Below are 23,348 nucleotides of genomic sequence, written 5' to 3'. Positions count from 1 at the left end.
GCAGGGGTCCCCTGCTACCGCTTTTGGGGTAGCAGGGGACCCTTGCAGGCACCTGAGAAGAACGGGACGATCAGCCCAGCTCGGGGAACCAGAGCGCGATCTCGCGCTTGGCGCTGTCCACCGAATCGGAGGCGTGCACCAGGTTCTCCCGGTTCGACAGCGAGAGGTCGCCCCGGATCGTGCCGGCGGCGGCCCGGCGCCCGTCGGTCGCGCCGATCAGCCCGCGCACCACGTCGATCACCTGGTCGCCGGAGAGCACGAGGGCGACCAGCGGCCCGCCGGTCATGAACTCCTTCAGCGGCGGGTAGAAGGGCTTGTCGACGTGCTCGGCGTAGTGCTCGTCGGCCAGCGCCGGGTCCATCGTCCGCGACACCATGGCCTCGATCCGCACGCCCTTGCGCTCGAAACGGGAGAGGATCTCGCCGACCAGGCCGCGCCGGACCGCGTCAGGCTTGATCAGTACGAGCGTGCGCTCGGCCGGGCTGCTGCTGGACACGCTGGCTTCCTCCTGTGCGCGGAATTCGGTACGGCTCGGTACGGTCAGCCTAGCGACCCGGCCCCGGCACCGGCGCGGCGGATGCTCCTTCCTTCCGCCGCTGATCCGGCCTAGCCTGGCCCTTGACCCCTGGGAGGTCCACAGTGGCGAATGGCGGGAACCGGTCGATCGCGCCGGTGCGGAAGCTGATCGCGGCGGTGCTGGGCACCGTGGCGACCTTCGTGGTCCTGTTCGGGCTCGGCATGACGAGCTGGTCGATCGTCGCACTGGGTGTGGCGCTGGTGGCCCTGGCGATCGCGCTGGCCACGTTCCGGACCGGCGGTCGCGCCTGGGTGATCGGCGTCGGGCACGTGCACAGCGCCTCCGAGCCGCCCACGACCTACTCCTTCGGCCGCTGTGAGTTGCAGCTCGTCATCGACGCCCCGGGACTGCCGCCCCGGTCCAAGAAGATCATCGAGCCGCGGGTACCGGTCGCCAAGTGGCCCTCGATCGGGCAGACCCTGCCGATCCGGGTCGCCCTCGACGACCAGCGCCGGGTCCGGGTGCTCTGGGACGAGGTCCCCACGCATGCCGAGACGGCCGCGACCATGGCCGACCTGCCGCCGGAGTACGCCGGCGCGGACCCGCTCGACGAGGTCCTGATCCAGCAGGACGCGCCGCCGTGGGCCGAGCACGGCCTGGACGACGACTACCGCGATGCACCGGGCACCGACCCGCTCCTCGACGACGTCGACGGGCTCCCGGACGACCGGGAGGCGGTGGTGGTCCACCAGCGTCCGGGCGGCCCGGTGGTGCTGGAGGGCACCCTCGTCGAGTCGACGGCCCCGCTGCCGCGCCGCGCCACCCCCGCCCCCCGTCCGCCCGTGGAGGACGCGCCCCCGATGACGTACGGCGACCCGTACGCCGGCCCGCCCGACGATCCGTACGCCGGCCGGCCGCGCAGCCCGTACCGGGACCCGTACGACGAGCCGCCCGGCGACCCGGACCTCGACCCGCCCGCGTCGCCGTACCGCGACCCGTACGGCGAGGTCTCCGGCACCCCGGACGCCGGCCCGCCCACCGCCCCGTACCGCGACCCGTACGACGAGCCCCTCGCCGTCCCCGACGCGGACCGCTCCGCGTCGGCGCCGCACCATCCGTACGATGAGCCCGCGCCGGAGCCGGTCGCGTCGCCCGAGCCGACCGGGTCGAGCGACGCGGACGAGCCGACCGAACGGGTCATGTTCATCGAGTCGACCAGGCCGGCCGGGCACGCCAGCTCCGCTGAACCGGCCACCCCGACCGAGCCGGACGGGCCGGCCGGGCAGCCCAGCTCCGCTGCACAGGCCACGCCGGCCGCGCAGGGCACATGGGCTGACAAGGGCACGCCGGCCGGGGCATCGGTCGACACGCCGGTCGTCCCCGTCCGGCAGCGCATCGACGAGCCGATCGTCGACCCGGTCGACGTCCCCCTGGACGCCCCCGACGACGAACCCGTCGCCGACGACCTGGACGAGGCGATCTTCGGGTACGACGCGGGAACCGGCACCACCCCGATCAGCGGCGTCGGGATCACCGTGCTGGTCACCGATCTGGACCGGTCGCTGGCGTTCTACCGGAACATCCTCGGCTTCACCGAGGTCGACCGGGGTCCGGGCAACGCCGTCCTCGCCTCCGGCAGCACCCGGCTGGTGCTCCGCGAGGTCAGCGAGGCCGCACCGATCAGCCGCCGGCTCGTGCACGTCAACCTCGAGGTGGACGACATCCAGGCCGCGTACGAACGGCTCCGCGAGTCCGGCGTCCGCTTCACCTACGCCCCCCGAGTGGTCAACCGGGGCGCGAAACTCGACGTCTGGGCCGCCGCCTTCCGCGACCCGGACGGCCACGGGATCGCCCTCACCCAGTGGCGCACCCGCGCCGATGCCTGACCCCGCCCACTTAGCCACCCCGCCGGTGGCCTCCACCCGTCCGGTGCTCCCGCACGGCCACCGGTGGCGTGCTGCACCGCGCCCCGGCGTGACGTCGGCGGACGGCCTCAGCCTCAGCCTCAGGCCAGGATCACCCGCCGGACGTGCAACGCGTACGCCCACACCAGGCCGAAGATGACGCCGAGCGCCGCCAGCGACAGGTGTAGGAAGCCGCCGAACGCGAGCGCGACCTGGAGCAGGGTGCCGAGATGCCACGCCCACCGACGACCCATCAGGCCAGCGAGCAGCACCGCCAGGACGGCCAAACCGACGATCAACCCGATCGCGGCATCGCTGAGCTGACCGCCGAGCACCCGGATCGGCTGGATCGCCAGCAGCAGCACCAACGCCTCCAGCGCCAGTACGGCGGAGCCGAGCCCACGTACCGCGCGCTCGGGGTTGCGCAGCCCGGACCGGCGGCCGGTGGGCGGCGTGTCCGGCCCGGCGACCGGGTCGGAGCCGCTCACCGCTTCAGCAGCCGACGGGCGTCGGCCACCGTCACCACCGACCCGGTGATCAGCACACCCACCCCGCTCAGCTCCCCCGGCACGTCGGACTCGGCGAGGGCGACGCCCGCCTCGATCGCGTCCGGCATCTCCTCGGCGCTCTCCACCCGGTCCGGGCCGAAGATCTCCGCGGCCAGCGCGGCCAACTCCGCCACCGGCATCGCCCGGGGCGAGCTGTTCCGGGTCACCACCAGCTGGTCGACCACCGGTTCCAGCAGCTCCAGCAGGCTCGCCGCGTCCTTGTCGGCGAGCACCGCCACCACGGCGACCAGCTTGCTGAACGCGAACTCCTCCTGCAACGCGGTGACCGTGGCGGTCATCCCGTGCGGGTTGTGCGCGCCGTCCAGCAGCACCGTCGGGGCCGTCCGGACCCTCTCCAGCCGGCCGGGCGAGCTGGCCGTGGCGAAGCCCTCCCTGACGGTCTCCACGTCCAGTTGGCGCTTTGCGCCTGCGCCGAGGAACGCCTCGACCGCCGCCAACGCCACCGCCGCGTTCTGCGCCTGGTGCGCGCCGTGCAGCGGTACGAACACCTCGTCGTACACCCCACCGAGGCCCTGCAACGTCAGCACCTGCCCGCCGACCGCCACCGACCGGCGCAGGACGCCGAACTCGGCCCCCTCCCGGGCGATGGTCGCGTCCACCTCGGCGCAACGCTCCAGGATCGGCCGGGCGGCCTCCTCGTCCTGCGCGGCGGAGATCACCGTCGCGCCCTTGTGGATGATGCCCGCCTTGGCCAGGGCGATGTCCTCGATCGTGTCGCCGAGCCACTCGGTGTGGTCCAGCCCGATCGGGGTCAGCACGCACACCCCGGCCTGGAGCACGTTGGTCGCGTCCTCCGCCCCGCCCAGGCCGACCTCCACCACGGCGACGTCGACCGGGGCGTCGGCGAAGGTGGCGAACGCCAGCGCCGTGGTCATGTCGAAGTAGGTCAGCGGCTCGGCGGAACGCTGGTCGACCAGGGCGGCCAGCGGCGCGACCTCGCGGTACGTGTCGACGAAGCGTTCCTCGCCGACCGGTTCCCCGTCCAGACTGATCCGCTCCCGGACGGTCTCCAGGTGCGGGCTGGTGTACCGGCCGGTGTGCAGCCCGAACGCCCGCAGCAGTGAGTCGATCATCCGGGCGGTCGAGGTCTTGCCGTTGGTGCCGGTCAGGTGGATCGACGGGTACGCCCGCTGCGGGCTGCCGAGCAGGTCCAGCAGCATCTCGATGCGGTCGAGCTCGAACACCATACGGGTGAAGCCGCGACCGGCGAGTTCCGCCTCGACAGCGGCGAAACCCGTCCGGTCGGCGCGCTCGGCGCGTCCCGCACGGTCGGTACGGTCCGGGTTCTCGGTGCGGTCGGTCACGAGGGCAGCGCCTCCAGGGCAGAGTCGATCCGGACGAGGTCGGCCTCGGCCGCCGCGAGCCGGCCACGGATCTTGTCGACCACCGGCTCCGGGGCCTTGCCGACGAAGGCCGGGTTGTCGAGTTTCGCCCGCGCCTGCGCGACCTCCTTCCCGGCGGCAGCCCGGTCCTTGGTGAGCCGGGCCCGCTCGGCGGCCACGTCGATCGAGCCCCGGGTGTCCAGGGCGACGACCACCTCACCGGGGAGGGTCAGGGTGGCGCTGGCCTGGAAGCCCTCCCCGGCCGCATCGAGCCGGACCAGCGAGCGGATCAGCCGCTCGTGCGCGGCCACACCCGCCCCGGCGAGCCCGTCGAGCCGGGCGACCACCCGCTGCGTGGGCCGCAGCCCCTGGTCGGAGCGGAACCGGCGGATCTCGGTCACCACCCGCTGGACGGTGCCGACCTCGCTCTCCGCGGCGTCGTCGATCAGCGTACGGTCGGCGACCGGCCAGGCGGCCGTCAGGACCGTCCCACCGCCGGTCAGCGCGGTCCACAGCTCGTCGGTGACGAACGGGATGACCGGGTGCAGCAGTCGCAGCAGCTGATCGAGCACGTGACCGAGCACCCGGCGGGTCGCGTCGGCGGCCGCACCACCCTCGGCGAGCACCGGCTTGCTCAGTTCCACGTACCAGTCGCAGACATCGTCCCAGGCGAAGTGGTACAGCAGGTCGCAGACCTTGGCGAACTCGTACGCCTCAAACTGCGCGTCCACCTCGACGGTGACGTGCGCCAGCCGGGACAGGATCCACCGGTCGACGGTCGACAGCTCGGCGGCGGCCGGCAGCGCTCCGGTGGTGTGCGCGCCGTTCAGCAGCGCGAACCGGGTGGCGTTCCAGAGCTTGTTGCAGAAGTTCCGCGAGCCCTGGCACCAGTCCTCGCTGACCGGCACGTCCCCACCGGGGTTCGCGCCACGGGCCAGGGTGAACCGGGTGGCGTCGGCGCCGTACCGGTCGATCCAGTCCAGCGGGTCGACCACGTTGCCGAACGACTTCGACATCTTCTTGCCGTGCTGGTCGCGGACCATGCCGTGCAGGGCCACCACGTCGAACGGCTGCCGGCCGTCCATCGCGTAGAGGCCGAACATCATCATCCGGGCGACCCAGAAGAACAGGATGTCGTACCCGGTGACCAGCACACTGGTCGGGTAGAACTTCGCCAGGTCCGGAGTCTGCTCCGGCCAGCCCAGCGTGGAGAACGGCCACAGGCCGCTGGAGAACCAGGTGTCCAGGACGTCCTCGTCCTGCCGCCAGCCCTCGCCGCTGGGCGGCTGCTCGTCCGGGCCGACGCAGACCACCTCGCCGTCCGGGCCGTACCAGACCGGAATGCGGTGCCCCCACCAGAGCTGCCGAGAGATGCACCAGTCGTGCATGTTGTCGACCCAGGCGAAGTACCGCTTCGACAACTCCGCCGGCTCGATCCGCACCCGACCGTCGCGCACCGCGTCGCCGGCCGCCTGGGCCAGCGGGGTGGTGTTGACGAACCACTGCAACGACAGCCGTGGCTCCACGGTCGTACGGCACCGCGAGCAGTGCCCGACCGCGTGCACGTACGGCCGCTTCTCCGCGACGATCCGCCCCTGCTCGCGCAGCGCCGCGACGATCGCCGGCCGGGCCTCGAACCGGTCCAGTCCCTGGAACGGACCGTGCGCGGTGATCACCCCCCGCTCGTCCATGACCGTCAGGGACGGCAGGTCGTGCCGCTGGCCGATCTCGAAGTCGTTCGGGTCGTGCGCCGGCGTCACCTTGACCATGCCGGTGCCGAAGGACGGGTCGACGTGCTCGTCCCCCACGATCGGGATACGCCGCCCGGTCAGCGGCACCTCCACCTCGGTCCCGATCAGGTGCCGGTAGCGCTCGTCGTCGGGGTGCACCGCGACGGCGGTGTCACCGAGCATCGTCTCCGCCCGGGTGGTGGCCACCACGACCTCGTCGCTGTAGCGGATGGAGACCAGCTCACCGTCGTCGTCGGTGTGCTCCACCTCGATGTCGGACAGCGCGGTCAGGCAGCGGGGGCACCAGTTGATGATCCGCTCCGCCCGGTAGACCAGGCCGTCGTCGTAGAGCTTCCTGAACATCGTCTGGACGGCCCGGGAGAGCCCCTCGTCCATGGTGAAACGCTCGCGGTCCCAGTCGACCGAGTCGCCGAGCCGGCGCATCTGGCCGAGAATCGCACCGCCCGACTCGGCCTTCCACTGCCAGACCCGCTCGACGAACTTCTCCCGGCCCAGGTCGTGCCGGGAGAGCCCCTGGGCGGCGAGCTGCCGCTCCACCACGTTCTGGGTGGCGATGCCGGCGTGGTCCATGCCGGGCAGCCAGAGCGCCTCGAAGCCCTGCATCCGCTTCCGCCGGACCAGCGCGTCCTGGACGGTGTGGTCGAGCGCGTGGCCCATGTGCAGCGAGCCGGTGACGTTCGGCGGCGGTATGACGATGGTGAACGGGGGCTTGTCACTGCACGCTGACGCCCGGAAGTGGCCGTCGGCTACCCACTGCTCGTACCGTCGCTGCTCCACCTCGCCCGGCTGGTACTGGGCTGGCAGTTCGGGGGCGTCGGGGCGTCGGGCATCCAGTCTCTCGGTCACCCAAGAAAGTCTACGGAGCGCTTCGGCGGACCCGACGTGCCCCACCTCGTGTTCGCGTACGGTGGCGGACATGTCCGACGCACACCTGTCCGAGCGTTCGCTGCCCGACCAGTCAGAGCCGCTCGACCTCACCATGGAACCGATCCGGCTGGGCCACCCCGACCCGGACCCCGAGGAGAGCACGCCGCGCGCCCCCCGGTCGCGACGCTGGAAGATCGCCATGGGGGCCGGGCTCGCCGTCGGGCTGCTCGGCACCGCCGCCTTCGGCACGTTCGGCTGGCGGGTGGCACAGCAGAAGGACACCGACGTGACGGTACGCCCCGAGGTCGCCGGGCTCCGGCAGGACGACAGCGAGCGGGCCCGGAGCACGGCGGACTACCTGCGCAGCGGGTTCGCCGCCAGCATCCAACTGGACCGCAGTTTCGGCGTGGTCTACCAGGACCCTGCGGACGAGCGGAAGTCCGTGCTCGTCTTCGGCGGCACCACGCTGCTCTGGCAGCCGGAACGGGAGCTGGACGCCCTGTTCGGGATGATGACCGACGAGACCGGAGCGGTGGAGGGCCTGCGCGAGGTGCCGGCCGGACGCCTCGCCGGGGTGATGAAGTGCGGCACCACCAGCGGTGAGGGCGGCGACTTCGCGGTCTGCGGGTGGGCCGACCACGGCAGCGTCGCGATGGGGATGTTCCCGGGGCGACCGGTCGACGCGGCGGGCACGCTGTTCCGCCGGATCCGCGAGGGCATCCAGACCAGGGCGTGACCCCGCACCACGGCACCGTCCGCCGGCCCGGCTCCAGAGGTGCCGCCCGGCGGACGACTCGGGCGAGGGGCGCCGAATCACTCGGGAAATACAACGAGGGCCACCCCGATATCGGGGTGGCCCTCGTTGAAAGAAGTCCGGCGGTGTCCTACTCTCCCACACCCTCCCGAGTGCAGTACCATCGGCGCTGGAGGGCTTAGCTTCCGGGTTCGGAATGTAACCGGGCGTTTCCCCTCCGCCATGACCGCCGTAACACTATCGACATATCAAACAACCGGTCCAGGTCGTTCGTTAGCCGTGAATCACACAGTGGACGCGAAGCAAAAAGTATGTAGTCAAGTCCTCGGCCTATTAGTACCGGTCAACTGAACCCGTTACCGGGCTTACATTTCCGGCCTATCAACCCAGTCGTCTAGCTGGGGGCCTTACCCATCCGAAGATGGTGGGATACCTCATCTTGAAGCGAGCTTCCCGCTTAGATGCTTTCAGCGGTTATCCCTTCCGAACGTAGCTAACCAGCCGTGCCCCTGGCGGGACAACTGGCACACCAGAGGTTCGTCCGTCCCGGTCCTCTCGTACTAGGGACAGCCCTTCTCAAGTATCCTACGCGCACGGCGGATAGGGACCGAACTGTCTCACGACGTTCTAAACCCAGCTCGCGTACCGCTTTAATGGGCGAACAGCCCAACCCTTGGGACCTGCTACAGCCCCAGGATGCGACGAGCCGACATCGAGGTGCCAAACCATCCCGTCGATATGGACTCTTGGGGAAGATCAGCCTGTTATCCCCGGGGTACCTTTTATCCGTTGAGCGACACCGCTTCCACTCGCAAGTGCCGGATCACTAGTCCCGACTTTCGTCCCTGCTCGACCTGTCAGTCTCACAGTCAAGCTCCCTTGTGTACTTGCACTCAACACCTGATTGCCAACCAGGCTGAGGGAACCTTTGGGCGCCTCCGTTACCTTTTAGGAGGCAACCGCCCCAGTTAAACTACCCACCAGACACTGTCCCTGAACCGGATAACGGTCCGAAGTTAGATACCCAAATCAACCAGAGTGGTATTTCAAGATTGCCTCCACCCGTACTGGCGTACGGACTTCACCGGCTCCCACCTATCCTACACAAGCTAATTCGGATACCAATGTCAAGCTATAGTAAAGGTCCCGGGGTCTTTCCGTCCTGCCGCGCGTAACGAGCATCTTTACTCGTACTGCAATTTCGCCGGGCCTGTGGTTGAGACAGTGGGGAAGTCGTTACGCCATTCGTGCAGGTCGGAACTTACCCGACAAGGAATTTCGCTACCTTAGGATGGTTATAGTTACCACCGCCGTTTACTGGCGCTTAAGTTCTCCGCTTCGCCCCGAAGAGCTAACAGGTCCCCTTAACGTTCCAGCACCGGGCAGGCGTCAGTCCATATACATCGAATTACTTCTTCGCATGGACCTGTGTTTTTAGTAAACAGTCGCTTCCCCCTGCTCTCTGCGGCCATACAACGCTCCACCCGCGCGGGGCTTCACGTCTCCGGCCCCCCTTCTCCCTAAGTTACGGGGGCAATTTGCCGAGTTCCTTAACCACAGTTCGCCCGATCGCCTCGGTATTCTCTACCTGACCACCTGTGTCGGTTTGGGGTACGGGCCGCTAAGAACTCGCTAGAGGCTTTTCTCGGCAGCATAGGATCACTGACTTCACCTGAATCGGCTCGGCATCACGTCTCAGCCCCATGCACCACGGATTTGCCTATGGTGCGGCCTACACGCTTACCCCGGCACAACCACCGGCCGGGCTCAGCTACCTTCCTGCGTCACCCCATCGCTTGACTACTACCCGCCAGGTTCCCACGCTCCCCCAGATCAGTCCGAAGACCTCACCAGGCTCGGGTGGTTAGCACAACGAGGTTCATCAGGGACGCTCTTTCGCGGGTACGGGAATATCAACCCGTTGTCCATCGACTACGCCTCTCGGCCTCGCCTTAGGTCCCGACTCACCCAGGGCGGATTAGCCTGGCCCTGGAACCCTTGGTCATCCGGCGGAAGGGTTTCTCACCCTTCTTTCGCTACTCATGCCTGCATTCTCACTCGTGCCGCGTCCACACCTCGATCACTCGGATGCTTCACCCCCGGCACGACGCTCCCCTACCCATCCACACACCTGCACCAGACATCAAGGCCTGGCGAAGTAAAAATGTGAATGCCACAGCTTCGGCGGTGTGCTTGAGCCCCGCTACATTGTCGGCGCGGAACCACTTGACCAGTGAGCTATTACGCACTCTTTAAAGGGTGGCTGCTTCTAAGCCAACCTCCTGGTTGTCTATGCGACCCCACATCCTTTTCCACTTAGCACACGCTTAGGGGCCTTAGCTGGTGATCTGGGCTGTTTCCCTCTCGACTACGAAGCTTATCCCCCGCAGTCTCACTGCCGCGCTCTCACTTACCGGCATTCGGAGTTTGGCTGATTTCGGTAAGCTTGTGGGCCCCCTAGACCATCCAGTGCTCTACCTCCGGCAAGAAACACGCGACGCTGCACCTAAATGCATTTCGGGGAGAACCAGCTATCACGGAGTTTGATTGGCCTTTCACCCCTAACCACAGGTCATCCCCCAACTTTTCAACGTTGGTGGGTTCGGCCCTCCACGCGGTCTTACCCGCGCTTCAGCCTGCCCATGGCTAGATCACTCCGCTTCGGGTCTAGAGCATGCGACTAAAAACGCCCTATTCAGACTCGCTTTCGCTACGGCTCCCCCACACGGGTTAACCTCGCCACATGCCACTAACTCGCAGGCTCATTCTTCAAAAGGCACGCCGTCACCCCGCAAGGCTCCGACGGATTGTAGGCGAACGGTTTCAGGTACTATTTCACTCCCCTCCCGGGGTACTTTTCACCATTCCCTCACGGTACTTGTCCGCTATCGGTCACCAGGAAGTATTTAGGCTTACCAGGTGGTCCTGGCAGATTCACGGCAGATTTCAGGAGTCCGCCGCTACTCGGGAACACCCACAGAAGGTCAGCAACTTTCACCTACCGGACTCTCACCGCCTACGGTCAGCCTTTCCAGACTGTTCGGCTAGCCACTGACTTTATAACTCCTCGAACACGTGTCAGCATGTTCAGCAGGGTCCCACAACCCCGACCACGCAACCCCTGACAGGTATCACACGCAGCCGGTTTAGCCTCAATCCGCTTTCGCTCGCCACTACTCACGGAATCACTATTTGTTTTCTCTTCCTACGGGTACTGAGATGTTTCACTTCCCCGCGTTCCCCCCATACACCCTATGTGTTCAGGTGCAGGTGACATCACATGACTGATGCCAGGTTTCCCCATTCGGACACCCTGGGATCACAGCTTGGTTGACAGCTCCCCCAGGCCTATCGCGGCCTCCCACGTCCTTCATCGGCTCCTGGTGCCAAGGCATCCACCGTTCGCCCTTGACAACTTGACCACAAAGATGCTCGCGTCCACTGTGCAATTCTCAACCAACGACCAACCCACAACCCACCACATCCCACACCTAAACCCACACGGATCCGGTTTGCGAGACCAGGTCATGCCTGGCAGTAATCGCCTAGAAGAACCAACCACCACGGGTTGTTCCTTCAGGACCCAACAGGGTGCCATCCGCCCCTCCCCAGCCGCACCACAACCCCCGTTCCACCACCCCCGAAGAGATGCGTACTAGAAGATTCCGGCCGTTGCCAGGGAAAAACTCACCAGTGTCTCCGCCATCGAGCACCCCGACCCGACATTCGCAGGTCGCGGGCTCCTTACCACCCTTCGGTGGAAGGTGCTCCTTAGAAAGGAGGTGATCCAGCCGCACCTTCCGGTACGGCTACCTTGTTACGACTTCGTCCCAATCGCCAGCCCCACCTTCGACGGCTCCCTCCACAAGGGTTGGGCCACCGGCTTCGGGTGTTGCCGACTTTCGTGACGTGACGGGCGGTGTGTACAAGGCCCGGGAACGTATTCACCGCAGCGTTGCTGATCTGCGATTACTAGCGACTCCGACTTCACGGGGTCGAGTTGCAGACCCCGATCCGAACTGAGACCGGCTTTTTGGGATTCGCTCCACCTCACGGTATCGCAGCCCATTGTACCGGCCATTGTAGCATGCGTGAAGCCCTGGACATAAGGGGCATGATGACTTGACGTCATCCCCACCTTCCTCCGAGTTGACCCCGGCAGTCTTCGATGAGTCCCCGCCATAACGCGCTGGCAACATCGAACGAGGGTTGCGCTCGTTGCGGGACTTAACCCAACATCTCACGACACGAGCTGACGACAGCCATGCACCACCTGTGACCGCCCCCGAAGGACCCGACATCTCTGCCGGTTTTGCGGCCATGTCAAACCCAGGTAAGGTTCTTCGCGTTGCATCGAATTAATCCGCATGCTCCGCCGCTTGTGCGGGCCCCCGTCAATTCCTTTGAGTTTTAGCCTTGCGGCCGTACTCCCCAGGCGGGGCGCTTAATGCGTTAGCTGCGGCACAGAGAACCGGAGAGGCTCCCCACACCTAGCGCCCAACGTTTACAGCGTGGACTACCAGGGTATCTAATCCTGTTCGCTCCCCACGCTTTCGCTCCTCAGCGTCAGTATCGGCCCAGAGACCCGCCTTCGCCACCGGTGTTCCTCCTGATATCTGCGCATTTCACCGCTACACCAGGAATTCCAGTCTCCCCTACCGAACTCTAGCCTGCCCGTATCGACTGCAGGCCCGCAGTTGAGCTGCGGGTTTTCACAGTCGACGCGACAAGCCGCCTACGAGCTCTTTACGCCCAATAAATCCGGACAACGCTCGCGCCCTACGTCTTACCGCGGCTGCTGGCACGTAGTTGGCCGGCGCTTCTTCTGCAGGTACCGTCACTTACGCTTCGTCCCTGCTGAAAGAGGTTTACAACCCGAAGGCCGTCATCCCTCACGCGGCGTCGCTGCATCAGGCTTCCGCCCATTGTGCAATATTCCCCACTGCTGCCTCCCGTAGGAGTCTGGGCCGTGTCTCAGTCCCAGTGTGGCCGGTCGCCCTCTCAGGCCGGCTACCCGTCGTCGCCTTGGTAGGCCATCACCCCACCAACAAGCTGATAGGCCGCGAGCCCATCCCAGGCCGAAAAACTTTCCACCAACGATCATGCGATCGACGGTCCTATTCGGTATTAGCCCCGGTTTCCCGGGGTTATCCCAAAGCCTAGGGCAGGTTGCTCACGTGTTACTCACCCGTTCGCCGCTCGAGTACCCCGAAGGGCCTTTCCGCTCGACTTGCATGTGTTAAGCACGCCGCCAGCGTTCGTCCTGAGCCAGGATCAAACTCTCCAACAAAAACTTGTTGAACAATCGTCCCGACAACAAAAGTGTTGCCAAAGGAATCCCAACCAACCAGACACACCGAAGCATGCCCAGCCAGTCCGGGGTATAAATCATAATTGGCACTGGCTTATCAAGCACCCTGTTGAGTTCTCAAAGAACAACCACACACCATCCGGAACCCTCACCAGGCACCATCCGGGGCAACCGCTCCAACTTACCTGACTTCGGCTTCCGAAGCAAGAAGCTCTTTCAAGATTCTTCCTGCTGGCTTCAGTCAGACCCACTCCGACGCACCTCGGTTACCGAGGGTCGTTTCTGAGGCGGGATTCCCGCAGACCGGCCGATCACCGCTCTGCGGTGTTCCGCCCGGCTCCTGCCGGCTTTGGTACTCTACCCGGTCGGCTTCGCGATCGCAACCCCAACTTTCCGGGTAACTCCGCACCGCCCGATCCAGCCCCGCTCGGCGTCTCCACCCCGGGCCTGGTGCTCGCTTTCGGCCAGTTTGTCCGGCCTCCCGCTTGCAGAGAGAAAGTTACGCGTCCCGCCGCCAAGGCGCAAATCAACGTTCATCACTGCGACTTCCTCGGGCCGGCGGGACCGCCCGCACGAGGTCGCAAGCGCTGGTGCATCCCCGGGAGGGTCCTCCGCGTGCCAGAGTGTCTGACATGGCTGACCTACCACGGTCCCCGACGACAGTGCTCGCGGAAGACGCGCTGCTGGGGCTCCTGCTGCCGATCTGGCAGCTGGTCATCGCGGTCTTCGTGCTCCTCGCCGTCGTGGCCTCGGTGCGGCGGCTGGCCCGACGGGGCCCCTCCCGGATGACCACGGCTCTCCTGGTCACCGCCGCGGCCATCGCCGGGCTGGCCGTGATCGGTGTCCTGCTCCAGGAGACCTGACCCCGCTCAGAGGCGACGGTTCGCCAGGCTGGGCAGCTCCGCCCGGATCGTCCGCAGCCGTTCCAGGTCGAGGTCGGCGGTGGTGATACCGGCGCCGTCCGGGAGCTGACTGACAACCGTGCCCCAAGGGTCGATCACCATGCTGCGGCCGAAACACGTCCGACCCGGCTCGTGGTCGCCGGTCTGCCCGGCCGCCGCCACGAAGCACTGGTTCTCGATGGCCCGGGCACGCAGCAGGACCTCCCAGTGGTCCCGGCCGGTGTGCAGCATGAACGCGGCCGGCACCACCAGCAGTTCCGCACCGCCCTCGGTGGCCAGCTGCCGGTACAGCTCGGGGAACCGCAGGTCGTAACAGATGGAGAGCCCCACCCGCAGGCCTTCGATCGAGACCACCACCGGCTCGGTGCCAGGGGCGACGGTGGCGGACTCCAGGTACGAGACCCGTCCCGGGATCTCCACGTCGTACAGATGGATCTTGCGGTAGCTGGCCGCCAGCGCACCGGACCGGTCGAACACCAGGGAGGTGTTGTACGTGTGCTCCGGGTCGGGCCCCCGCTCGTGGAACGAGCCCGCGATCACCCACATGTTCAGCCGGTCGGCGACCTCGGCGAAGAAGCTGCCCACCGCGCCGTCCACCGACTCGGGCTCGGGCAGACCGCCAGCCGGGCCGAGATAGTCGACGTACTCGGGCAGCAGGGCAAGGTCGGCGCCGGCCTCGGCGGCGCGGACCAGGAGACGTTCGGCGGCCGCGAGGTTGGCGGTCCGGTCCTCACGGGCGTTCAGCTGACAGACGGCGACGCGCATGCGCACCAGCCTACGGGCGCGGCCCGGGTACGCGCTGTCCCGAGCCCGGACCGCGCTCCGGGCGATGCTCGGCGGTCAGGCCGACTTCTCCTCGCGGTCCCGGCGGGCCCGCCGGCCGGTGAACTCGCGGGGAACGATCGTCGGGTTGACGTTCTCCAGGACCACCTCACGGGTGATCAGTACCCGTGCCGCGTCCGGGTTGCTCGGGACCTCGTACATCACCGAGAGGAGGACCTCTTCCATGATCGCGCGCAGACCACGGGCACCCGTGCCGCGGAGCATCGCCTGGTCGGCGATGGCTTCCAGGGCGGGCTGCTCGAACTCCAACTCGACCCCGTCGAGCTCGAAGAGGCGTTGGTACTGCCGGACCAGGGCGTTGCGCGGCTCGGTGAGGATCTGCACGAGGGCCTGGCGGTCGAGGCTGCGAACGTTGGTGATCACCGGAAGGCGGCCGATGAACTCAGGGATCAGCCCGAACTTGAGCATGTCCTCCGGCATGACCTGACTGAAGATGTCGTCGGTCGAACGCTCGGACACCGCCCGGAGCCGGGCACCGAACCCGGTGCCGCCCTGGCCGGTGCGAGCCTCGATGATCTGGTCGAGGCCGGCGAAGGCACCACCGCAGATGAAGAGCACGTTGGTGGTGTCGATCTGGATGAACTCCTGGTGGGGGTGTTTCCGGCCCCCCTGCGGCGGCACGTTGGCCACCGTACCCTCAAGGATCTTGAGCAGCGCCTGTTGGACGCCCTCGCCGGAGACGTCCCGGGTGATCGAGGGGTTCTCGGACTTGCGGGCGATCTTGTCGACCTCGTCGATGTAGATGATGCCCGTCTCGGCGCGCTTGATGTCGTAGTCGGCGGCCTGGATCAGCTTGAGCAGGATGTTCTCGACGTCCTCACCGACATACCCGGCCTCGGTGAGGGCGGTGGCGTCGGCGATGGCGAACGGAACGTTGAGCATCCGGGCGAGGGTCTGCGCGAGGTGGGTCTTGCCGCAGCCGGTGGGCCCGATGAGCAGGATGTTGGACTTGGCCAGCTCCACGGCGTCACTGCCGGAGCCAGGCGCACCCGCCGCCTCGGCCTGGATCCGCTTGTAGTGGTTGTAGACCGCGACCGCCAGGGCCTTCTTGGCCTGGTCCTGGCCGACGACGTAGTTGTCGAGGAACTGGCAGATCTCCATCGGCTTGGGAAGCTCTTCCCACTTCACCTCGCCGGACTCGGCCAACTCCTCCTCGATGATCTCGTTGCAGAGGTCGATGCACTCGTCGCAGATGTAGACCCCTGGGCCCGCGATGAGCTTCTTGACCTGCTTCTGCGACTTGCCACAGAAGGAGCACTTCAGTAGGTCGCCGCCGTCACCGATCCGTGCCACCTACATTCTCCCTGCACTCGTCGGCCGGTACGCCGGCCCTGGCTTGAGGACGTTGATCCTCGTGTCCGTGTCTTCACCCGGCCGGTCCGACCCGGCGAAGGGGCACAGACCGACGTTACCCGCTGCCGGGGGTTTCTCCGACCCCCAAAACGGGTGTGTCAGAGGCCGGCCGGTAACACGCCCCGGGCCGACCTCCGACCCCCAACTGCTCAGCTGGCGGCGTTGGCGGCCAGCAGACCCTTCTTACGGCTGGTGAGGATGGTGTCGACCACGCCGTACTCGCGGGCCTCCTCCGCCGTCATGATCTTGTCCCGGTCGATGTCCTTACGAACCTTGTCCACCGGCTGGTTGCAGTGCTTGGCGTACATCTCCTCCAGCTGCGTCCGCATCCGGAGGATCTCCCGGGCCTGGATCTCAATGTCCGAGCCCTGCCCGTAGCCACCCTCGGTGGCCGGCTGGTGCATGATGATCCGCGAGTTCGGCAGAGCCATCCGCTTGCCCGGCGTGCCAGCCGCGAGCAGCACCGAGGCGGCGCTGGCCGCCTGGCCGAGGCAGACCGTCTGGATGTCCGGCCGGACGTACTGCATGGTGTCGTAGATCGCCGTCATGGCGGTGAACGAACCACCCGGCGAGTTGATGTACATGATGATGTCGCGGTCCGGGTCGGTGCCCTCGAGTGTCAGCAGCTGCGCCATCACGTCGTTGGCCGACGCGTCGTCGACCTGGACGCCGAGGAAGATGATCCGGTCCTCGAAGAGCTTGTTGTACGGATTCGACTCCTTCACCCCGTACGAGGTGCGCTCGACGAACGACGGCAGGACGTAGCGGTTGTGCACCGGCGCGAAACGCGGTGGCAGGCTCAGGTCGGTCATCGTCAGCTCCTCGATCAGCTCAGGGTCCCGGCGCCTTCCGGAACCTGGGTGGCTCCGGTGATCACCTTGTCGATGAAGCCGTAGTCCTTGGCCTCCTGGGCGGTGAACCAGCGGTCGCGGTCCGAGTCGGCCTCGATCTGCGCGTGGTCCTGCCCGGTGTGGAAGGCGACCCGCTCCTGGAACATCCGCTTCGTGTAGAGCATCTGCTCCGCCTGGATCGCGATGTCGGAAGCCGTGCCACCCATACCACCGGACGGCTGGTGCATCATGATCCGCGCGTGGGGAAGAGCGTACCGCTTGCCCTTGGTGCCGGCGCAGAGCAGCAGCTGGCCCATGGACGCCGCCATGCCCATCGCCACGGTCGACACGTCGTTGTCGATGAACTGCATGGTGTCGTAGATCGCCATGCCGGAGTAGACCGAGCCACCCGGCGAGTTGATCCAGAGGTTGATGTCGCGGTGCGGATCCTCCGCCGCGAGCAGGAGCAGCTGGGCGCAGATGCGGTTGGCGACCTGGTCGGTCACCTCGCTGCCCAGGAAGATGATGCGCTCCTTGAGCAACCGGTTGTAGACCGAGTCGTCGAGGTTGCCAAGGGGGTCGCCACCGCGGGCTTCGATCGCCCGGAGCGGCATCGCTGGGATGTGCATGTCGGTCATGGCAGCCCTTCGCTCTCCGTACCGTCTTACCCGACACTAACCGCTCCACCGGGTGACAGACCCACGGTCGGGACACTGTTCGCTCTCAGCGCAGCTGCCCGGGATCCGTACCCGGAAAAGGGTTTCGGCCGCCGACCACCGCGAACGGCGGTCGGCGGCCGACCCCGCGATCAGTGCTCGTGGTCGTGGTCGTGCGCCTCGTCACCCTCGGCCTTGAGGGCGTCCAGGGTGACCGCGTTGCCCGCCGAATCCTTGATCGCCACCCGCTCCATCACCGAGGCCAGCGCCTTGCCGCGCCGGACGTCACCGAAGATGGCCGCTGCCGCGCCGGAGCGGACCAGCTGGTCGTAGTACTGCTGGGGGGGCATCCCGGCGCGCTGCGCCCGGTGGACGATCTCGTGGCCGAACTCGTCGTCGGAGACCTGGACGTCGTCGGCGTCGGCCAGGGTGTCCAGCAGGAGCTGGATCTTGACGCCCTCGGTCGCCGCCGTGGTCAGCTCCTCGTCGAGCTGCTCCTCGGTCTTCTCCTCGGCCGCGAGGTACTCCTCCAGCGAGGCGCCGATCCGCTCGAGCTGGTCGACCATCGCCTGCTTGCGGCTGGCGACCTCCTCGCGCACCACACCCTCCGGTGCAGGCACCTCGGCCGCGGCGACGAGCTGCTCCAGGGCCTTGTCGCGGGCGGCGTAGATCTGCTCGACCCGCTTGCCCTTGGTGATCCGCTCGCGCACGTCGCCACGGAGCTCCTCGAGCGTGTCGAACTCGCTCGCCATCTGGGCGAACTCGTCGTTCAGCTCGGGCAGCTCCTTCTCCTTGACGGTGCGGACGGTCACCGTCACCTCGGCGTCCTTGCCGGCGAAGTCACCGCCGACGAGCTGGGTGGTGAAGGTGGCGCTCTCGTCGGCGGCGAGGCCGACGAGAGCCTCGTCCAGGCCGGGCAGGAGCTGCTGGCTGCCGACCTCGTGGGAGAGGTTGGTCGCGGACCCGCCCGGCACGTCCTGGCCGTCGACGGTGGCGTTCAGGTCGATCTGGACGAAGTCGCCCTCACCGGCGGCACGCTCGACGGTCTTGAGCGTGGCGAACCGCTCGCGCAGGCTCTTGACCTGCTCGTCGATCTCGCTGTCGTCGATCTGGAGCTCGTCGACGGTCACCTCGATGGTGCCCGGGTCCGGCAGGGTGAGCTCCGGGCGGACGTCGACCTCGGCGGTGAAGTTGAGGCTGTCGCCGTCGTTGAACTCGGTGATCTCCACCTCGGGGCGACCGAGCGTCTTCAGGTCGTGCTCACGGACGGCGGCGAGGATGTTCTGCGGGATGGCCTCCTGCACCGCCTCGTTGAGGACGGCGCCCCGGCCGACCCGCTGGTCGATCACCGCGGGCGGAACCTTGCCCTGGCGGAAGCCGGGAACCTGGACCTGCTGGCCGATCTCCCGGTACGCCTTCTTGAGGCTCGGCTCGAGCTCGACGAACGGCACCTCGATGGCGAGCCGCACGCGCGTCGGGCTCAGAGTCTCGACGGTGCTCTTCACAGGCGTACTCCTTGAACGGATCTCGGTTTTAAGTCTGGGCGTGATTCAGCCCATCGAGTGTAGGCGAGCCGGCCGGACGCTCCGGCAGCCGCCCAGGTACCGCGACGGCGGCCCTTTGGCGACCCGGCCGCGGACGACAGTCGGGGTGGCGGGATTTGAACCCACGGCCCCTCGCTCCCAAAGCGAGTGCGCTACCAAGCTGCGCCACACCCCGTGGCGACCAGAAGTGTATGCCGTCGGCCCGCGGCCGGGGCGTCCGGGCGGCGCACTGGTCGACAGATTCCCACAAACCGCCGCTGACCGGCCCGCAGAACCCGCGCCGGGACGACCACCGGGTGGACCAGGCTGCCCGGAGGACGACGGAAGTCCGGGTGGACCCCGGCCCGTCCGGCTGACCGGCGCGCGGGGCAGCGCCGGTCGTCGCCCCCCTCTCCTGCTGCCGTCGCCGAGTGGCGTCCGGGACGGAATCCGGCTGCACGGTGGACCGGGGCACGCGGTAGGCTGTCGGCGCGTCCGGGAAACCGGGCGCACGCGGGCGTAGCTCAATGGCAGAGCTTCAGTCTTCCAAACTGACGGTGCGGGTTCGATTCCCGTCGCCCGCTCCGCATCTTCGGCCCTGGCCAGCAAGGCAGGGCCTTACCGGCCAGGCGTACGGACAGATCACGACGACCGAGATGTGTTCGGCGGTCAGTTCGCTGCCTTACGGCAGCAGGCTGCCGACGGAGCGACAGGCACCGTCGGCAGCCGGAGTCGGCACGAAGGCGATCAGCGGCCGTTCAGCTTGCGCTGCACGAAGTCGTAGGCCAGGTCACCGATCTGCGGCGCGTACCGCTTCGCGGCCTCGACCGAGGACGGGAAGTTCTCACCGCCCCAGATCCTGCTCTGGCCGCAGTCGCTGGCGAAGTCGCTCAGGCTGCTCCAGGACAGGGTCATGTCGCTGGCCGGGGTCACGCCCGGTTCGACGAGCGAGGAACCTTTGGGCACCGGCCAGGCGATGGTCAACTGGTCGGTACCGATGAAGCGTCGCGCCTGCTGGACGTAGGCGAGGCAGAGCGCGGACGAGGCGGACGGGTACTCCGGGGAGGCGAACGCCAGCGTGCTCAGGTAGCCCTGCCACTCGTCGCCGGTGATGTCGCTGACGGTGCCCTTCCCCGGGCCGCCCCACGCCGTCAGCTTCTCCCCGCCGTACAGGTGACCGATCGCGCTGAACGGCCGCACCGAGTCGTACTCGCGCATCAGGTACCAGGACGCGATGACCACGTCGACGCCGGCCACCACAGAGGCGGCGACGTAGCGAACGGTCTCCTCGGTGTTGAGGTGGATGTTCCCGCGGGCGATCGCGCCGGCGATGATCCCGAAGGGCCGGACGTTGTCGTTGAACAGCTCGGCGGTCACCTTCTGGCGGTCGTCCAGGCCTGCCGACGCCCTCAGCACCGCGTCGGCCTGACTGCGATAGGCCCGGTGGTTGAGGTGGTTGCTGTTGGTCGGCGGAGACACCTGGAACTGTGCGGGGCTGTCGTACGTGAACGGTTTCACCCGGCCGAACTGGGGAGTCGCGAACTCCTGGACCGTGAAGACCTCCCGCGTCGAGGCCGTGTTCGGCTGCCAGCGGGACGGGTTGCGGAGCTGGTACGCCGTGTTGACCGGCCGATAACCCGTGTAGTCGGCGTAGGGCTGCTGGTTGTACTTGCGGCCGCCCGCGTCACCGTCCCGGTTGGAACCGTCGTTCTTTCTCGCCGCCATGGCGTTCCTGGCGGCGAGAATGCCGATACCGCTGGCCGTGGTCGGGTCTTCCGCCGTGTTGTCGGGGTCCAGGCCGGCCGACTCCATCATCTCGAGCCATCGCGACCTGTACTGCGGGAGGATGGCGTTGAACGAGGTGAAGGCCGAGTAGGCGACGGCGATGTTCTTGTTACGCGTCGTGTGTTCCCCCGCGGGCCGCCGACCGAGGTCCGAGAAGATGCCGACCGCCGTGGGGTGATAAGGGGCGATGGCATCAAACCACGGCAGTTCCAACCGCATGGCGTGGTCCAGGGTCCACGACATGGGTCGACCGAGGCTCTCCGTACGCGACACCATGTTGAACGTCGGGTAGACGACTTCGAGCAGGACATTTCCGTGGTCGAGGTCGAATGTCGCCTCCTCCTGCGGGGCCGCCGCCACGCCACTGGTCAGCGATCCCGCCAGGGCCATCGTCACGGCGAAGGCCACCACGCCCTCCAGGCGCCGTCTCCGCAGCCGCCTCAGAATCGTCACCGGAATTTCCTTTCGATCGCCCACCACAAATTGATTTCGCGCCATTGAATAAGGGTCGGAGGATTCTGCACGATATTAGTGCATTTGAATTGCCAACGTCCACTACCCGATCGGGTAGTGGACGCTACCCGCCGTGGCCCACCAGCGGTGTCGCTCAGGTCGAGACCCGCTCGGGACGATGCAGGAGGGCAGGCGTTCTGCTGCCCGGGAAAGGCACGTCAGAGGCGGTGTCAACACCGGTTTGACCGTTGGTGTCGACCGCCCCGGAACCGATTGCCGCACGCGCACTGGATCCCACCTGCCGATAGGTGGGTGTTCGGAATGTCGAGCAGTTCGGAGATCCTGGAACCGGACAGCGACAACAAGGAAGTCCCCACCCGGGACGTACACCCGCAGGCCACGGTCACGCCGGCCGACACGGACCTGCCGCTGTCCCCTTGGCCCAGGCCTCGATGAGCTCGGTGGCCTGGCTGGCGTTGAGCCTCGGGTCGCACAGCGAGGTGTAGCGACGCCGCAACGCCTCCTCGTCCTCCACCGATCCTCCGACGCACTCCGTCACATCGTCCGCCGCGACCTCCAGATGGAGTCCGGCGGCGTACTGCCGGTGCTCCTCGACGATGTCGCGGAACCGCAGCGCCTCCGTGATCACGTCGGCGAGGTGACGCGTCTTCAGGCCGAACCGGGATGTCACCGTGTTGCCGTGCATCGGGTCGCTCAGCCAGACCACCGGGTGTCCCGCGTTCGCCACGCGGCGGACGATCGGCGGCAGGGCTTCCCGGATCCGGTCCCGTCCCATCCGTGGAATCAGGACCAGGCGGCCGGGCTCACGCCGCGGATCGAGCGCCTCGCACACGCGCAGGATGTCGTCGGGGTTCGCGGCCGGTCCGATCTTGCACCCCACCGGATTGGCCACGGAGGAGAGCAGAGCGACGTGCGCCTCGGCCGGCTGGCGTGTCCGCTCCCCCACCCATGGGAGGTGTGTCGAGCCCAGGTACAGGTCATCCGTGTCCGGATCGCGGCGGATCAGCCGGGACTCGTAGTCGACGACCAGGGCCTCGTGGCTCGACCACGGCCCGTCCGTCGTCGCCGTACGGCCGTGTCGCTGACGGTACGTCCGCATCACCCGCTGCACACCGTCGCTGGCCTCGTAGGCCCACACCATGCGCCACGGGTTCGCCTGCCGGGCCGCCGACGTGGCGATGTCCGAGTTGACCATGTGTCCCCGGAAGGAGGGGATGCTGAGCGCCTCGTGCCACTCGAACGCCTGTGACCGGGGTTTGGCGAACTGCCCGCCCATCCGGCCGACCCGGACGACGCTCTGACCGGTGAGTTCGCTGAACCGGTCTCCCAGCCGGTCGATGAGCTCCAGCTTCGTTGCGGTGTGCCGGGGCGTGCACTCGTAGAAGCTCTCGGCGCAGTCGCCCAGTTGCAGCAGGAGGGTGTTGGTCCTCGCCAGTCCCGACAGCGAGCCCCGCAACTGCCGGATCTCGGGGACGGTCACCAGGGGCGGAGCCGACGCCAACGCACGGCACGCCCCGGGGTAGGCGGGGTGGTCCCGCCAGTCCGGTTGCTGGGCCGCCGGCATGCCCTCCCACGGCCCGAGTTCGATGAAGTCCGCCGCAGATCTGGGTTGCTGCATCTGTCCTCCAGTCGAAAGATCAGCGAGACGGGCCTCCGGGGGCCACGGACGGCAGGCCGCGATCCGGTCGTCGGACGGGCGGGTTCCGTTCGCCCGGACCGGCTCGGCCGCGCTGGAGCTTCCCGCCCGGCCGAGCGGTGTGCCGATAGCGTGACCGAGGCTCCGACGCGCGCACATCACGTCTTCGCGCGGCTGGGAGCGCCGTTTGCCGGACGCCGCAGCGCCACGCGGTCGACGCGGCCGAGCAGCCGCACCCGGAAACGGTCGTGGCGCGTTCGCGCCATCGGTCCGGTACGCGACCGGCGGGAGTGGGTCCGGCGCGCCCGGCGGGCGGCGGTGACCGCTACGCCGGGTGCGGACGGGACGATG

At 67.3% G+C, this 23,348-nt stretch carries 14 protein-coding genes, 2 tRNA genes and 3 rRNA genes; 4 read left to right on the top strand and 15 right to left on the bottom strand.

Translation table 11 applies throughout. From position 1 onward, the window contains the following. Positions 1-70: 70 nt before the first annotated feature. Positions 71-496 carry a nucleoside-diphosphate kinase gene (gene ndk, locus GA0074694_RS15845; RefSeq protein ID WP_091459449.1) on the bottom strand — a complete coding sequence of 142 codons (426 nt, stop codon included), beginning with the start codon at positions 494-496 and terminating at the stop codon, positions 71-73. Positions 497-639: 143 nt separating this feature from the next. Between ndk and GA0074694_RS34225 the strand changes: the two genes are divergently transcribed. Beyond that, entirely contained in the window at positions 640-2,403 is a 1,764-nt protein-coding gene (locus tag GA0074694_RS34225; protein ID WP_091459448.1) for a VOC family protein, read from the top strand. A gap of 119 nt (positions 2,404-2,522) precedes the next feature. Here GA0074694_RS34225 and GA0074694_RS15835 read toward each other — a convergent pair whose 3' ends face one another. The 3 genes from GA0074694_RS15835 to GA0074694_RS15825 form a co-directional block, all read right to left on the bottom strand. Next, positions 2,523-2,909, bottom strand: a complete 387-nt coding sequence (locus tag GA0074694_RS15835; RefSeq protein ID WP_091459447.1) for a DUF4233 domain-containing protein — start codon at positions 2,907-2,909, stop codon at positions 2,523-2,525. Beyond that, complete coding sequence (locus tag GA0074694_RS15830) at positions 2,906-4,177, bottom strand: bifunctional folylpolyglutamate synthase/dihydrofolate synthase (RefSeq protein WP_245714989.1); 1,272 nt, start codon at positions 4,175-4,177, stop codon at positions 2,906-2,908. The genes GA0074694_RS15835 and GA0074694_RS15830 overlap by 4 nt, the downstream gene beginning before the upstream one ends. 113 nt (positions 4,178-4,290) lie before the next feature. Then, positions 4,291-6,909, bottom strand: a complete 2,619-nt coding sequence (locus GA0074694_RS15825) for a valine--tRNA ligase (RefSeq protein ID WP_091459445.1) — start codon at positions 6,907-6,909, stop codon at positions 4,291-4,293. 70 nt (positions 6,910-6,979) lie between these two features. On the opposite strand from GA0074694_RS15825, the gene GA0074694_RS15820 reads away from it, so the two are divergent. After that, the gene (locus GA0074694_RS15820) at positions 6,980-7,666 is read left to right on the top strand and encodes a hypothetical protein (RefSeq protein WP_091459444.1); all 687 of its coding nucleotides are present in this window, start codon (positions 6,980-6,982) and stop codon (positions 7,664-7,666) included. A gap of 135 nt (positions 7,667-7,801) precedes the next feature. On the opposite strand, the gene rrf is transcribed toward GA0074694_RS15820, so the two are convergent. The 3 genes from rrf to GA0074694_RS15805 all read right to left on the bottom strand — a co-directional run bounded on the left by rrf (position 7,802) and on the right by GA0074694_RS15805 (position 12,974). Continuing rightward, positions 7,802-7,918, bottom strand: a 5S ribosomal RNA gene (rrf, locus tag GA0074694_RS15815). Between the two features lie 79 nt (positions 7,919-7,997). Continuing rightward, positions 7,998-11,106 (bottom strand): 23S ribosomal RNA (locus tag GA0074694_RS15810). A gap of 353 nt (positions 11,107-11,459) precedes the next feature. Then, positions 11,460-12,974 (bottom strand): 16S ribosomal RNA (locus GA0074694_RS15805). The 16S, 23S and 5S rRNA genes sit together here, the layout of an rRNA operon. Positions 12,975-13,627: 653 nt before the next feature. On the opposite strand from GA0074694_RS15805, the gene GA0074694_RS15800 reads away from it, so the two are divergent. Beyond that, positions 13,628-13,858 carry a hypothetical protein gene (locus tag GA0074694_RS15800; protein WP_091459443.1) on the top strand — a complete coding sequence of 77 codons (231 nt, stop codon included), beginning with the start codon at positions 13,628-13,630 and terminating at the stop codon, positions 13,856-13,858. Between the two features lie 6 nt (positions 13,859-13,864). Here GA0074694_RS15800 and GA0074694_RS15795 read toward each other — a convergent pair whose 3' ends face one another. From GA0074694_RS15795 to GA0074694_RS15770, 6 genes are all read right to left on the bottom strand, one after another. Next, positions 13,865-14,662: a carbon-nitrogen hydrolase family protein gene (locus tag GA0074694_RS15795; protein ID WP_091459442.1), complete on the bottom strand. Its 798-nt coding sequence runs from the start codon at positions 14,660-14,662 to the stop codon at positions 13,865-13,867. A gap of 75 nt (positions 14,663-14,737) precedes the next feature. Next, positions 14,738-16,033: an ATP-dependent Clp protease ATP-binding subunit ClpX gene (gene clpX / locus GA0074694_RS15790; protein WP_091459441.1), complete on the bottom strand. Its 1,296-nt coding sequence runs from the start codon at positions 16,031-16,033 to the stop codon at positions 14,738-14,740. Positions 16,034-16,242: 209 nt separating this feature from the next. Then, entirely contained in the window at positions 16,243-16,905 is a 663-nt protein-coding gene (locus tag GA0074694_RS15785; protein ID WP_091459440.1) for an ATP-dependent Clp protease proteolytic subunit, read from the bottom strand. 14 nt (positions 16,906-16,919) lie between these two features. After that, entirely contained in the window at positions 16,920-17,561 is a 642-nt protein-coding gene (locus GA0074694_RS15780) for an ATP-dependent Clp protease proteolytic subunit (RefSeq protein ID WP_091459439.1), read from the bottom strand. Between the two features lie 170 nt (positions 17,562-17,731). Further along, complete coding sequence (gene tig, locus GA0074694_RS15775) at positions 17,732-19,084, bottom strand: trigger factor (protein ID WP_091459438.1); 1,353 nt, start codon at positions 19,082-19,084, stop codon at positions 17,732-17,734. Positions 19,085-19,224: 140 nt separating this feature from the next. After that, a tRNA-Pro gene (locus GA0074694_RS15770) sits at positions 19,225-19,298 on the bottom strand. A gap of 317 nt (positions 19,299-19,615) precedes the next feature. Between GA0074694_RS15770 and GA0074694_RS15765 the strand changes: the two genes are divergently transcribed. Then, positions 19,616-19,686: transfer RNA gene (locus GA0074694_RS15765), tRNA-Gly, on the top strand. A gap of 163 nt (positions 19,687-19,849) precedes the next feature. On the opposite strand, the gene GA0074694_RS15760 is transcribed toward GA0074694_RS15765, so the two are convergent. Together GA0074694_RS15760 and GA0074694_RS15755 are read right to left on the bottom strand one after the other, a co-directional pair. After that, positions 19,850-21,340, bottom strand: a complete 1,491-nt coding sequence (locus GA0074694_RS15760; protein ID WP_218105712.1) for a DUF6851 domain-containing protein — start codon at positions 21,338-21,340, stop codon at positions 19,850-19,852. A gap of 403 nt (positions 21,341-21,743) precedes the next feature. Further along, a complete protein-coding gene (locus GA0074694_RS15755) occupies positions 21,744-22,979 on the bottom strand; it encodes a 3-deoxy-7-phosphoheptulonate synthase (protein ID WP_091459437.1) in 1,236 nt (411 codons plus the stop codon). Positions 22,980-23,348: the final 369 nt, after the last annotated feature.

Source organism: Micromonospora inyonensis (assembly GCF_900091415.1).
Taxonomy (GTDB): domain Bacteria; phylum Actinomycetota; class Actinomycetes; order Mycobacteriales; family Micromonosporaceae; genus Micromonospora; species Micromonospora inyonensis.
The sequence above is the reverse complement of the archived record's forward strand: the minus strand, read 5'-3'. Positions and strand labels throughout refer to the sequence as shown.